This is a genomic window from Maribacter sp. 4G9 (assembly GCF_002742265.1).
GTDB lineage: Bacteria > Bacteroidota > Bacteroidia > Flavobacteriales > Flavobacteriaceae > Maribacter.
This window is the reverse complement of sequence record NZ_MDGL01000007.1, coordinates 179,120-192,186: the sequence shown is the minus strand read 5'-3', so window position 1 is coordinate 192,186 and position 13,067 is coordinate 179,120. Positions and strand designations below refer to the sequence as shown.

12 protein-coding genes are annotated in these 13,067 nt (G+C 41.6%); 5 read left to right on the top strand and 7 right to left on the bottom strand.

The window, feature by feature from the left end:
- The first annotated feature begins 34 nt into the window (after positions 1-34).
- From BFP75_RS01465 to BFP75_RS01455, 3 genes are all read left to right on the top strand, one after another.
- Positions 35-460: a PH domain-containing protein gene (locus BFP75_RS01465; protein ID WP_099542895.1), complete on the top strand. Its 426-nt coding sequence runs from the start codon at positions 35-37 to the stop codon at positions 458-460.
- Positions 457-900, top strand: coding sequence for a GNAT family N-acetyltransferase (locus tag BFP75_RS01460; protein ID WP_099542894.1), 444 nt, complete (start codon positions 457-459; stop codon positions 898-900). Before BFP75_RS01465 ends, BFP75_RS01460 begins: the two co-directional genes overlap by 4 nt.
- Positions 901-1,039: 139 nt before the next feature.
- The gene (locus tag BFP75_RS01455; protein WP_099542893.1) at positions 1,040-1,798 is read left to right on the top strand and encodes a PmeII family type II restriction endonuclease; all 759 of its coding nucleotides are present in this window, start codon (positions 1,040-1,042) and stop codon (positions 1,796-1,798) included.
- Between the two features lie 2 nt (positions 1,799-1,800).
- On the opposite strand, the gene BFP75_RS01450 is transcribed toward BFP75_RS01455, so the two are convergent.
- The 5 genes from BFP75_RS01450 to dcm all read right to left on the bottom strand — a co-directional run bounded on the left by BFP75_RS01450 (position 1,801) and on the right by dcm (position 6,691).
- Positions 1,801-3,225, bottom strand: a complete 1,425-nt coding sequence (locus BFP75_RS01450) for a DNA cytosine methyltransferase (RefSeq protein WP_099542892.1) — start codon at positions 3,223-3,225, stop codon at positions 1,801-1,803.
- A 368-nt stretch (positions 3,226-3,593) separates the two neighbouring features.
- On the bottom strand, positions 3,594-4,232 hold the full coding sequence (locus BFP75_RS01440) for an NAD(P)-dependent oxidoreductase (protein ID WP_099542890.1): 639 nt from the start codon (positions 4,230-4,232) through the stop codon (positions 3,594-3,596).
- A 168-nt stretch (positions 4,233-4,400) separates the two neighbouring features.
- Entirely contained in the window at positions 4,401-4,775 is a 375-nt protein-coding gene (locus tag BFP75_RS01435) for a hypothetical protein (protein WP_099542889.1), read from the bottom strand.
- A gap of 69 nt (positions 4,776-4,844) precedes the next feature.
- The gene (locus BFP75_RS01430) at positions 4,845-5,453 is read right to left on the bottom strand and encodes a hypothetical protein (RefSeq protein ID WP_099542888.1); all 609 of its coding nucleotides are present in this window, start codon (positions 5,451-5,453) and stop codon (positions 4,845-4,847) included.
- A gap of 11 nt (positions 5,454-5,464) precedes the next feature.
- The gene (gene dcm / locus BFP75_RS01425; protein ID WP_099542887.1) at positions 5,465-6,691 is read right to left on the bottom strand and encodes a DNA (cytosine-5-)-methyltransferase; all 1,227 of its coding nucleotides are present in this window, start codon (positions 6,689-6,691) and stop codon (positions 5,465-5,467) included.
- Between the two features lie 111 nt (positions 6,692-6,802).
- Between dcm and BFP75_RS01420 the strand changes: the two genes are divergently transcribed.
- A complete protein-coding gene (locus BFP75_RS01420; RefSeq protein WP_099542886.1) occupies positions 6,803-7,987 on the top strand; it encodes a C40 family peptidase in 1,185 nt (394 codons plus the stop codon).
- Positions 7,988-8,103: 116 nt separating this feature from the next.
- Positions 8,104-9,639, top strand: coding sequence for a sulfatase (locus BFP75_RS01415; RefSeq protein WP_099542885.1), 1,536 nt, complete (start codon positions 8,104-8,106; stop codon positions 9,637-9,639).
- A gap of 275 nt (positions 9,640-9,914) precedes the next feature.
- On the opposite strand, the gene BFP75_RS01410 is transcribed toward BFP75_RS01415, so the two are convergent.
- A complete protein-coding gene (locus tag BFP75_RS01410; RefSeq protein ID WP_206073456.1) occupies positions 9,915-11,315 on the bottom strand; it encodes a sodium:solute symporter in 1,401 nt (466 codons plus the stop codon).
- A gap of 246 nt (positions 11,316-11,561) precedes the next feature.
- Positions 11,562-13,049 carry an acyl-CoA synthetase gene (locus tag BFP75_RS01405; protein ID WP_099542884.1) on the bottom strand — a complete coding sequence of 496 codons (1,488 nt, stop codon included), beginning with the start codon at positions 13,047-13,049 and terminating at the stop codon, positions 11,562-11,564.
- Positions 13,050-13,067: the final 18 nt, after the last annotated feature.

Genomic DNA, 13,067 nt, shown 5'->3' with positions numbered 1-13,067 from the left:
GACATACTAATATTTCTTAACCTATGATTGGTCAATGAAAACCTATAAATCAAAAATTAGTTGGGGCCTTTTAGTTGTTCCGATGCTCCTTTTTCTAGGAATTATCGTATCCATGATCGTGAAGGGCGAAGAACCGTCCGGTATCTTAACTACTTCCGGTATCCTTCTAGCCGTATGCTTGTTCATTTTATATCTGCTGATGAATACTGAATATGCTCTTGATGCCAATACACTGTATGTAAAAAGCGGTTTTGTGTATAGAAAGCACCTGGATATCTCAAGAATTACCTCCGTTAAAAAGACAAAGAGCCTTTTTTCCGCTCCCGCGGCATCCTTGGACCGGATACAGATTGCCTATGATTCCTTTGGTATATTGGTTGTATCCCCCAAGGACAAGGAAAATTTTGTAAAGGATTTACTTGCAATTAACCCCGATATAAAAGACCATGTGAACCTATGAAGATATATACCAAAAACTTTCATGCTTTGAACACACAGGAACTCTATGGGCTGCTGCAATTACGTAGCGAAGTTTTTGTGGTGGAGCAGGATTGCGTGTACCAAGATTTGGACGGGAAGGATAGCAAGGCCATTCATGTGATAGGGAAGAAGGAAGATGAGATTGTTGCCTACACGCGTGTTTTTAAACATGGGGACTATTTTCCCGAAGCCAGTATTGGTAGGGTAGTGGTCAAAAAGGACCAAAGGAAATACGGGTATGGAAAAACGATTATGGAAGCTTCCATAAAGGCGATTGAAGCACAACTCCATACCACGACCATTAGAATTTCTGCACAGACCTACTTGTTGAAATTTTACAATTCCCTAGGTTTTACAGCGGAAGGAGTTGAGTATTTGGAGGATGGGATACCGCATGTTTCTATGGTGCGGGTAGCATAACAGGGTTAAAAAAAGGAATATATTAGCTTAGGTTGCGTAAATTAAAATAATATAGATTAGATCATCTATATTTCTATTTTGTATACTATTCAAGATAATTGGACAACTTTGGAAATCGAGTAACCATTAGACTGATTTTATGAAACCATTGGATATAGGAGAAGTAACTAAATATGTGGAGGAAAATATTGGCGATTTTCATTCCAGACGAGTAGATAAATTAGGAGAGCTAAAATTAAAGACTGTTCTTAAAAGAAAGAATCCATATCTATTTAAAGCGAAGAATATATTAACCGCTCAAGACTTAATCAAAGCAATTGTTGATGCATATATTTCTTCAAGTGAGGAAGGTATATTTGGAAACTGGTTGGAAGGGTTGGCAATACACGTTAATAGTCTAGTTTATGGAGGAAGAAAATCTGGAATTCCAGGAATTGATTTAGAATTCACTAAAAACAGTGAGCGATTTATTGTTTCAATCAAGTCAGGGCCAGACTGGGGGAACGATAGTCAGATAAAAAAAATGGTTGACCATTTTAATTCTGCACGAAGAGTTCTTAAAACTTCTGGAGCTAAAATCAATGTTACAGCCGTAAACGGATGTTGCTATGGTAAAACAACTTCCAGAAATCATTATAAGAAAAGAGGTGATTACTACAAATATTGTGGTCAAGTATTTTGGGAATTTATTTCCGGAAACAGCGAATTATACAAGGAAATAGTTGAACCTCTAGGTTATCTTGCACATGAAAAAAATGATGATTTCGAAATTTCTTATGCTAAGAAGATAAATATTTTCACGAAGGAACTAACTGAGGAATTCTTCACCGATACAGGTGATATTGACTGGAATAAATTACTTGAATTCAATTCCCAAGGAACGACTAAGAATAAATAGTATTAAGCCTCAACTAGAAGAAGTCGCTGTTTCTCAAATTTCTTAATTCTTTCTTCGAATTCAATCTTCCATTCCTTATCATTTGTACATTTATATCGGGAGTAAGAAAAGTTATCATAGTTTGAAATTTTCTCTCCATTAAGCAACTTGATAATATGTGTTCCAATTGCTCTGCCTAAACCAACGGGAACAGCATTTCCTATCTGTTTGTATTTATCTAAAATACTACCTTGAATATCCCAATCTTTTGGAAACTCTTGAATCCGCTTGTATTCTTGAACACTTAAAGGTCTATTTTCTTCTGGATGAGCCAAATCCGTTGCTGGCATTGCGGGATGAGTTACCAACGTGGGACTAGGTTTATTCCAATGAAGTCTTCTCAAAAAACCAGTCTTACCTCCACCTGAAAAATAGGATTTTCCCATAGCCTCTCTTTGCAACTCATCTGGCAGACCACGCCAATTCTGCCCTGATTTCAATAGTCGATAATATTTCAATCTTTTCTCAGGAAATGAAATATACTCTGCATCATTAGAACTTAAACCTTTCACAGCTTCCTTAAAGGTAGTCCATTTCGGTAGACCAAAACAGGCGTCCTCAGAGTTAGTTGGCTCTAAATAAGGAGGACGTTTCCCACCTCTTGAACAAATTAATACTACACGCTCTCTCTTTTGAGGAGTTCCAAAATTGGCCGCGTTGTATAAGTTGAAGCTAACAGCGTAGCCTGCACCTTCCAATCTATTTATGATTTCATGAAGAGCACCTCCGGGCAATTCATCTACAGTTAAATTCGGATGTCCTTCACCTCGTTGACTATGAGGACGATGCTTAAGAGGAGCTGACAATAATCCACGGACATTTTCTATAACGGCATACTTGGGATTCAGCCCAATAATCATATCGATAAATGACAGAAAAACATTTCCCCTGTCGTCTTCGAATCCCTTACGATTGCCAGCTGTGCTGAATGCTTGACATGGCGGACCGCCAACAACTAGGTCTATTTCTTCAAATTCGCTAAGACCTGAAATCTCACGGACTGATTGAGGCGAAAACTCTCGTATATCACCAACAAGAGCAATTTCAGGTCTATTCTTTACAATTGTCTTTCGACAAGCATTATCAATTTCACTGGCGAATAGTGTTTGAAAACCAGCCTGCTCAAGACCAATATCCATACCCATAGCTCCACTAAAGAAACTAAGCGCAATTGGTTTGTTAGATCGAATGGGTGTCCCTAGGCCATAAAACAATTGATCTTCTGCAACACCGGCGCTTGTGGAGGCGCAATAATTCTCTAAATCAGATTTACTGATAATCCAAGATTTTCCAACCCTCTCAGCTTTCATTTTTCCTTCTCGGCATAAATTACGAACTTGCTGTGGTGTAATTTGAAGAATATCAGAAACATCTTTAACGCTTAACATGGTACTTGTTTAGTTTTCGTTTGCGAAATTACAAAAAGTACCTTATCAAACAAGAAATATTTTTTATTAACACCCGTACCGCAAGAATCCTTTCTATTTGTAGAAAATGGAACACTGTATAGAAGTCCAGGGTTATTTAAATTCTGATTAGGTGCTTTTGTCATACTAATCGAACCAAAGCGCAGTGAAGAATCCGTTGTATTTCCTGTACTCTCAACAACTACCAGAAATTCTTGAGGAATCCGTAGCTCTAATGGATACTTCACTATGTGCGGTATGACCAAAAACAAATTCTACGCTAAAAAACACTCTTTCTTGAGAAAATAAAAGATAATAAAAATGGGCGGATTCAATCCGCCCTTTGTTATTTAGACACTGAATAAAAACGGACACTTTTGAATATAGCTCTCATTATCCAATTGGGCAATTAAGAAGTCCGCCAAATCTGTAGCGCTAATCTTATCCCCTTTACAGTTTTCTAAACTAACTTGAACAGGGTGTTTTTCCTCTGTTTGAATGATCATAGGCAATCTAACCAAGGTCCAATCCACACCTTCCTGTGTAGTCAAATATGCATATTCTTCCTGTCTATTTTTAGTTGCATCAGGAAAGTTTTCGTACATCCATTGGGTAGCATAGCTCGTTTTTTCATCCTTTTTATCAAAGGGGGAATCCACATTTAACCCTGTGACTACTATGTATCTTTTCAGGTTGTTTTTTCGCATTGCATTTACAACGTTCTTGCTTGCGTCCTTAGAAATAGGAGGTTCTCCTTTGGGTTGTCCCAAGGCACTGATTACTGCGTGACATCCATCGATTAGGTCCAAAACGGAATTATAATCTCTGGCATCGCCTTTTACCACTTCAACCAATGGGTTCGTAAAACAATGTTTTTCTGGATTTCTGATTAGGAGTTTTATAGGAATTTCTAGCTCTAAAAGCCTTCTAACCAAATAGGTGCCCGATTTACCTGTACCGCCAAGAACGGCAATTTTATGTTTAGTCATAATTTTCTTTATAAAATGAAACAATAGAAATTTAGACCCTAGAATTGGGTCTGCTGTTTAAATCCGAAGAAGGATTTGTGCTATTTTATAAAGAGATTCTAATACTTAAATATATAAAAAATGGCACGAAATACGTGCCAATATTTTATAAGCACCATATTTACACAATCAAATTTTGATAGGTTCTTTGTTACTAAGGTTAATATCTTCCAACATGGTGTCCGTAAACTTGTAGTGACCCCTTGTGGTTATAATACGAAATCGATTGGATTTCATGCGGCTCAAGGTATCCAAGAACAACCATTTTGTCTTTAACAACCTTGGTTTTTCGGATTTTAAGCTGATATCAAAAAAGTACTTTCGCCCATTTTTTATAGCAACGATATCCGGGGTGATTTTATCATCGGCACCCTTTCTACTATAGGATTTGGGTTTTTCGTAGCCGTCCATATCGGCCTTTATATTTTCAAAGCCTGTGGCTTCTAAATGATGGATGGATTTCTCAAGGAACGCTATATTTTCTGACTTGTCTAATTTTATCATACCTAATAAGATAACAAAAAACAGGAGAATTCCAAAAATTAAGCATTGATTAACAGGTTTTTAACCAAATTAAGTGAATTTTTTGGCAACCCTGTTCGAAAATAGGTAATCCAACTTCAAAATTAAATTGAACGGTTGCTCTGCCTTGTTGTTTTTGGAATGGTACAAGTAACCCTCTGTTCGTGGGTCCAATTCCTTCAATTTCATCTTGCCGTGCGGGAGCGGTTCTTTTTGATAATATTCCAACAAGCAGGTTTTTGTCACCCCTTTCGTTTTCAACAATTCCAACAATTTTTTTCGGTTTACAAAAGCAATCTTGCAAGAAGTGTATTTGTTCGGCTCGTCCTCATAAATGCCGGTTACCAAGGCATAGAAATCGGTTTTTTTGGAGGCATCAAAAAGCCAACCGTCCTTAAGGATGCCATTTTTTAGATAGTGGAGTTCAAAGGCAAATGTGGGGAGGTCCTCATTGATGTAATCCAATTGGGCCTTTTCGTCCACGAGAAAGGTCTTTTGGCTTATTTTGTGTTTAAATATAACATCTACGCCCAGCAGTTGTTCCCTCAGGTTTTGAACGCGCCCAAAGTCATAGTGCTTCAAGCAGTTTGAATAATAGGAATCCAAAAGCAGCGCAAGTCTTTTTTCTTTCCCCAGGTCCAATACAAAACTACTCTTCAAAATAAAGGGGGTTAGAAGTTAATTTTTTTATGGAGGGAAGCCCCAATTTTTGAAACGACCCCTACGACCAAGGCATTTCCCATAAAAAAGGCGCGCTTGGTATCGCTAATGCCCTCTAACCGGGTGTGATTGTCCGGAAACATGTTCAAGCGCTCCAACTCTATGGGCGTTAAACGGCGAAATCGGTTATCGGTCCGTACCACATGTTTAAATCGGGACGGACTTTTTCCTCCCTCTCCGGTAATGATTGTTCTTGAGGCATTGTCCAAGGCATCGGGAAATACCATGGCGCCTTCGCTGTAATTATAGCTAAAACCATTTTTAGCGGTGCGCACTTCCTTTTTGGCCCCTTTTAAATAGGCCCATTTGGGCACGTCCTCCGGGGCTATGAAAAATTCTTCTGGAATCGCTCCCTTTAGGAGAACATCGCCCAGCGCCATTTTCACGGCATCGTAGGAAGCACTTGTTTTGGTCGTTGTGACCTTACCTTCAATAAACACCCCCGTATTTTCAAAGGGCGACAGCTTTTGGCCTTTGTTGAAGCTGTCCGAGAGGGAAACCAAATCTCCCATAATGTCCAAGGTTTTGATCGTGGAAGCGTCTCCCTGAACCGGAAAGGCTTCGGCCAGGACGCCATTCTCTAACAGCCAACTTTTGGTATCGGTCTTCTTTAATTTTTTATAGAGCTTGGTGCTTTTGTGATAGCCCAAAAAAAAGATACGCCTTCTCCGTTGTGGCATACCATAATCCGCGGCATTGATAACACGCCATTCCACGGCATAGCCCAATTGCTCCAAACTCTTGAGCATGATGGCAAAATCACGACCCCGTTGATTGGAGGGAGATTTCAGCAAGCGGTCCACATTCTCCAAAAACAGGTATTTGGGCGGTTGTTTCTTTTCCGATAGAATCCTGTGGATGCTCCACCATAACACGCCTTTATTCCCAATGAGACCTTTGGAATTTTGTAGGGTAGTAGCCACCGAATAGTCTTGGCAAGGGAACCCACCTACCAGGAGATCTGCATCGGGAATTTCTGGGGTGGGCACTTCTGAAATATCGGAATTACTATGGTTTTCAGGACCAAATCTAGCCTCATAGACCATGGAGGCATGCTGGGTCTTGGTACTTGGCTCCCATTGACTGCTCCAAACAATTTTATAATGGCCGGTTTGCTCCAGACCAAGCCTAAATCCGCCTACCCCGGCAAAAAGCTCTATAACACGTAATTTGTCCACAAAGTTACTTTAAGGGTTTCATTATCGCTAATGTAGCCAAATTATATACGTTGATCCAAATACCAATTCAAGTAAAAAGGAGCGGATTTTTTATTTTTACAAAAAAAGCAAATGCGGTTTAGCCATAAAGTACTCGTTCTCTTGATGTTATTGAATCTGGGATGTCAAGAAAATCTAAGGGACGAAAAGGACATCCAAGGTTATATAGAGGAAATTAGGAAAACTTTTGCTCCGGATAAAAGAGTGGCGCTTTTCAGGGTGGAGGGCGTTCAAAACACAAGGGGCTGGATCCTCAAAGGGGAAAGCAATCTACCCGATGCGGTTGGTGCCCTTAAAGAAAAACTAAAGAAGGCCAACGTTGTTTATACCGATAGCATACAGATTCTGCCCGGCGAAAGTTTGGAGGGCAAACACAACGCCGTGGTCAACATTTCTGTGGCCAACCTGCGCAGTGAACCCAAACACTCGGCAGAGCTTGCCACACAGGCAACCTTGGGAACACCTTTGAAAGTTTGGAAAAAGGAGGGAGGATGGTATTATATCCAGACACCGGACAAGTACCTTTCTTGGGTAAATGCCGGCGAGATTACGGTAATGACCGATGCGGAATTGGCCAGCTGGATGAACTTCAAAAAAATCATCTACACGAATACCTATGGACATGCTTTTTCTGGAATCCAAGCGCAAATTAGGGTGTCCGACCTGGTTGCGGGCAATATTTTGGAAACAACCGGCGAAGGAATGGATTTCTTTCAGGTTCGTTTCCCCGATGGCAGGGAAGGCTTCATTAAAAAGGACGAGGCAAAACCATATGATATCTGGTTACATGAGTTGGACGGCACCCGGGAGTCGCTAGTGGAAACGGCCAAGACCCTTATGGGAGTGCCATATTTATGGGGAGGAACTTCCACCAAGGGCATGGATTGCAGTGGCTTCACCAAAACCATATATTTTCTAAACGGGGTCATTTTACCCAGGGATGCCTCGCAGCAGGTCCATGCCGGAATTTCCGTTGATTCCGTTAGGAGCTTTGACCAACTTCAAAAAGGAGACCTTTTGTTCTTTGGAAAAAAAGCAACGGATTCCACAGCCGAAAAAGTGGTGCACGTGGGTATGTGGATCGGGAACAATGAATTTATACATGCATCGGACCGAGTTCGAATTGGCAGTATGGACAAGGATGCCGATAATTTTGATGAATACAACATTAACAGGTACCTAAGGACCAAACGGGTTTTTAAGGAGCGTGACGACTTGTTGATCGATTTAGTGCAAACAGCGTTGTTCAAGGATTAACAAAAAGGAATTTCAAGGTTAGCCGCTGTGTCACTCGGTTTTACCTTGCTTCGGCACTATATATCCTTTTTTCTTTTGTTGTATATTTAAAAGAGCCAACAATAAATTCAAAGGATATGGAACTAGGACATCAGCTTCATTTTAAAAATATCGTTTCCCTGTTATTTCTCCTTTTGTTTTCAATTTCGTGCCATGCCCAACAGAATCAGGTTTCCAAGCCGCCCAATATCCTTTTTATGATAGCGGATGATTGGTCCTATCCCCATGCAGGCGTATACGGGGACAAGGTAGTCCGCACCCCAACCTTTGATGGTTTGGCGAAAAACGGGGCCGTTTTCGAAAACGCCTACTGTGCCGCTCCTTCCTGTTCACCTTCACGTGCTAGCATATTGTTGGGAAAATACCCGCACCAATTGGAAAGTGCCGGAAACCTTTGGTCTGTAATACCTTCCAAATTCACCAACTGGATGCGTGTTTTGGAATCTAACGGCTACCATACGGGCAAAAGCAGAAAGGGTTGGGGCCCGGGTGATTTTGAAGCAGGAGGCTATACCCATAACCCTGCGGGCAAGGATTATGATAATTTCAAGGCTTTTTTGGAAGCCAGAGAGAATAATCGGCCCTTTGCCTTTTGGTTCGGGAGCCAAGACCCGCACAGGGATTATGAAACCAATGCCGGCGTTAAAATGGGGATGGATGGCAACCTAGTTACCGTACCCGGATTCTTGCCGGATGTTTCCTGTGTACGGAACGATATCCTGGATTACTATTTTGAGGTGGAACGTTTTGACCGTGAGTGTGGGAATATTTTGGAACAGCTTCAACAGGAAGGGCTTTTGGAAAACACCTTGGTCATCATGACCAGCGATAACGGGATGCCCTTTCCCAGGGCCAAGGCCAATCTATACGATTATGGAACCCGAATGCCTTTGGCCATGTATTGGAAGGGACATATCGAAGGCGGACGGCGTATTGCCGACTTTGTAAACTTCATAGATTTTGCACCCACTTTGTTGGAAGCGGCAGGATTGCCCCCCGAAAAGGAATTTAGCGGTACATCCTTAATGTCTTTGTTTAATTCCGATGAAACAAAGGGAGTACACGACAAAGTTTTTTTGGAACGGGAGCGCCACGCCAATGTACGTAAGGGCAATCTAAGTTATCCTTCCCGCGCAGTGCGAACCCATGAGTACTTATATATTCGAAATTTTGAACCGGACAGATGGCCAGCCGGGGATCCAACCGTACATCAATCCGTGGGGCAATATGGGGACGTGGACAATTCCATTACCAAATACCTCATCATGCAGCACAAAGAAAGCTACAAAGGGAAACCCTATTTTCAATGGGCGTTTGGAAAAAGGCCCGATGAAGAATTATATGTGCTCGCAAACGACCCTTATAATTTGGAAAATGTAGCCACTGATCCAGGATATGTCAAGGTCTTGGAAACCCTGCGGGAGGAATTGGCGCAATGGATGGAGGCTACCGGCGATTTACGCGCCAAAGACCCAAAAACACCCTATTGGGACCGGGTCTTGTACACACCAAACTATCAGATGGAAAACAAGAACATATCCAAAGAAATCCAAGCGTATAAACAGCTTGTTAGAGACGGTGGTGGTTTTAAGGAAGTACGATGCCTTGATTAATAAATCAATGAGGAACTAGCAACACAACGACATATTGGAGGAAACATGGAGTATTTCAAGAATTGACGATCAATTAACGTGAACCAGATTAACAAACGGCAGGATTTGAATGATTTTCAACATACTTCCTCAATAATCTTGTAGAGCTCTAATCTCGAGCGGAGTCGGAATGGCCACTTCATATCAAACTGCCTTTTTGAAATTTGGGATTTGCAGTTTGGAATTTTGAACATTTACTTATGCGTTTTTTCTCATATTCTCTAAAACCTCCCGTATCAACGCCCAAAAACATGGTCTAAATGGGCCTCATCTGGTTTGCGACTTTTGGTCATAAGACTCACCACTACATACGTGAGCATAGAAATAATAAATGCGGGTATTATTTCATGAATATCCTTTAAGGATTCGTAGTTGAACCTAAAAACAAAACGCCAAACAATGTTGGTCAATATCCCCACGATCATAGAGGTCAAGGCGCCCAAGTCCGTTCCCCATTTTAAATAGAGTCCACCAAAAATAGCAGGAAAAAAACTTGCGGCGAAAACCGCACCGGCAAATGCGGTAAGCTCTACAATACCGGCAATAGGGTAAAGCGTTAATAAAAACACCATTAAGCAATAAAAGGCCATGAAGCACTTTGTTCTAGGTATTATTTTAGATTCTTTCATGGGCTTGGCCACATGCCAAATATCCTTCACAAATGCCGTCCCGATAATGATGATGACCGAAGCCAAAGAGGACATTCCGGCGGCAAACAATCCGGCAACACAGATGCCGCTCACCAATTTATTGTCAAACTTATCCAGCATAAACCCGACGACTTCATCCGTATGGTTTATGAGATAGTTGGCTTCTTCCGGTGTTGTCATGCCATGCACCAAAGCTCCTAGACCCATAACACAGACTAGGGAAACACCTAAAAAAACTGGTGTCCATATCATGGCGAACCGCATACTTTTGGAATTATTGACCGAATAGAAACGGATGAGGTTTTTGGGTTCAGAAATTTGCTTCATCCCTACGGCAAGGCCGATTCCAAGGATGTATAAAAACGAGACCAATTCCCCAAAGGTCACTAACCCGGATTTGATACGTTCACCCGCTTTGGTCAAGTGTTCCGTATTTGAGATGGTTTCAAACAAATTATCCACCCCGCCGACATACATAAAAGGAATGGCCAACATTAAAATGGCCACCCCGAACATAATGATACCTTGTATGGCATCGGTCCATAAAACACTATACATGCCACCCCAAATGGTGTAGGCACAGGTTACGGCAATAATGGTGAAGGAACCATATTCGTAGGGAATATCCAAAACGGACGTAAGCACGTGGGCGCATCCTTTGGCGATGCCTACCATATACCAAAGCGTTGCAAAGAGGATGATTACGGCGGAAAGTACTCTTATGGTTTGTGCCAAGGAACTTTTATAGCGTAAATGAAAATAATCGGGGATGGTAAAGGATTTTAATCTAGCGGTTTGAAATCGCATTTTGGGTCCTAAAAGTTGCCATGAGATAACACAGAAAAAAGTCCAAATAAAACCCATCCAAGCCCAAGAAAGTCCCAGCTCAAAAGATTTCCCTGCCTGGCCTATATAGGTGTTCGTACTGGCCGAGGTTGAAAAAAAAGCCAATGAGATCACCCATCCCGGAATTTCCCTTTTGGCCACATAAAAACCTTCAACACCCTCCGAAGCCTTCTTTTAAAAAAACCAGCCGATATAAAGGCATCCGCCCACATATATTGCCGTTAAAATAAGGGTTACATAGTGCTCGTAAAAGTATTCCATCAGTGCTCCGGATTATGGTCGTTTTCCTCTACATTGATATCCCTTTTAAGGACAAGTATCGCATTGATGATGATTAGAATTAAAATTCCCGCATAGGGAACCCAGGTTAGAATATCCATAATTTGGTTATTTGGTTTCGAACAGCTTTTTTACCTCGTTTTTCGTCACTTTGCCCAAGACGTTCCTTGGCAACTCAGTTATTTTTATATATTTCCTCGGAATTTTATAACCGGGCAAAAGGGTCTTTAGCCAAGAGCTCAACTCCTCGGTATCTAGTCCTTCGTTGGAAGGAACAATACACGCCGCAATGACCTCGCCCCACTCTTCATCGGGCAACCCAACAACGGCACAGTCGTTTATAAAGTCATGTTTTCGCATGACGTCCTCTATTTCCAAGGCCGAAATCTTATAGCCGCCGGACTTAATAATATCTACACTATCCCTACCTAAAATCCTGTAAAGTCCGTTGTTCAGCATGCCGATATCGCCCGTAATGAACCAGCCGTCTTCTGTAAACGCTTTTTCCGTTGCATCGGGTTTTTGCCAATATTCCTTGAACACACTAGGCCCTTTTATTTGGAACTCCCCTGGTTCATTGGCTTCTACCGGATTGTTATCTTGGTCTACCAGGCGCATTTCAACCGTTGGCAAGGGCAAGCCCACATGGCCAGGCCTTCGTTCCCCTTGATAGGAATTGGATAGGCCCATGCCAATTTCCGTCATTCCATAACGTTCCAAAAGTGTTTGGCCGGAAATGGACCTCCATTTTTCAAGCACAGGTACAGGAAGTGCGGCAGACCCTGAAACCATTAACCTAAGCTTGGATGCTGCTTCGGACATCTTTTTCTTTTCCTCTTCGTTTGCGTCGTCCCAAAAGGCAATTAGCTTATAATAAATCGTAGGGACTGCCATAAAAAGGGTGAGCCTTCCAGAGCAAATAATTTCCCAAACCTTTTCCTCGTTGAACTTTGGCAAAAACTCACAACATGCTCCGCTCCAAAGTGCACAGCTCATCACATTGATAATTCCATGGACATGATGTAAAGGTAGAATATTAAGAATGTAGTCGTCCTTTTCCCATTCCCAGGCCTCTACCAAGGCCGTAATTTGTGCCTCAATATTGGCATGTGTCGTAACTACTCCTTTGGGTTTACTTGTCGTACCACTGGTATATAGAATCATGGCTCTTCTATCCGGTGACAGATCGGGCAGACTAGAATTATTTTCAGCAAACATCGCTTCCATAGGAACTACTGAAATCCCCAGTTCACTCTCCAAAGGTTTCAAAAATTCAATGAAATCCCCATGTGCAATGACCATTTTAGCTTGGGTATCCTCCAACACATATTGTATAGAGGGCAAGGGATGAAGAACACACAAAGGCACGGCGATTCCGCCAGCTTTCCATATCCCCCATTGAATCGTCGTATATTCAAAAGAGGGAGGCACCAAAAAGGTGATTCTACCCTCATTTAAATCGGTGGAATTACCCAACAAATTAGAAGCTACAGCATTGGAAGAAGCTATAAGCTGGTCGTAGGTATAATCTTGATTATTGGAGGATATAGCCTTTCTTTCTCCAAAGCTTTTGGCGCGCTCAAATAGTGTTAACATCGTTGGTCAGTTTGTTCT

Excerpts from the sequence above, each read along its gene's own strand:
- BFP75_RS01440 (WP_099542890.1), bottom strand. The coding sequence starts at position 4,232 with ATGACTAAACATAAAATTGCCGTTCTTGGCGGTACAGGTAAATCGGGC.
- BFP75_RS01460 (WP_099542894.1), top strand. The coding sequence starts at position 457 with ATGAAGATATATACCAAAAACTTTCATGCTTTGAACACACAGGAACTC.
- BFP75_RS01465 (WP_099542895.1), top strand. The coding sequence starts at position 35 with ATGAAAACCTATAAATCAAAAATTAGTTGGGGCCTTTTAGTTGTTCCG.
- BFP75_RS01415 (WP_099542885.1), top strand. The coding sequence starts at position 8,104 with ATGGAACTAGGACATCAGCTTCATTTTAAAAATATCGTTTCCCTGTTA.
- BFP75_RS01435 (WP_099542889.1), bottom strand. The coding sequence starts at position 4,775 with ATGATAAAATTAGACAAGTCAGAAAATATAGCGTTCCTTGAGAAATCC.
- BFP75_RS01420 (WP_099542886.1), top strand. The coding sequence starts at position 6,803 with ATGCGGTTTAGCCATAAAGTACTCGTTCTCTTGATGTTATTGAATCTG.
- BFP75_RS01450 (WP_099542892.1), bottom strand. The coding sequence starts at position 3,225 with ATGTTAAGCGTTAAAGATGTTTCTGATATTCTTCAAATTACACCACAG.
- BFP75_RS01405 (WP_099542884.1), bottom strand. The coding sequence starts at position 13,049 with ATGTTAACACTATTTGAGCGCGCCAAAAGCTTTGGAGAAAGAAAGGCT.
- BFP75_RS01455 (WP_099542893.1), top strand. The coding sequence starts at position 1,040 with ATGAAACCATTGGATATAGGAGAAGTAACTAAATATGTGGAGGAAAAT.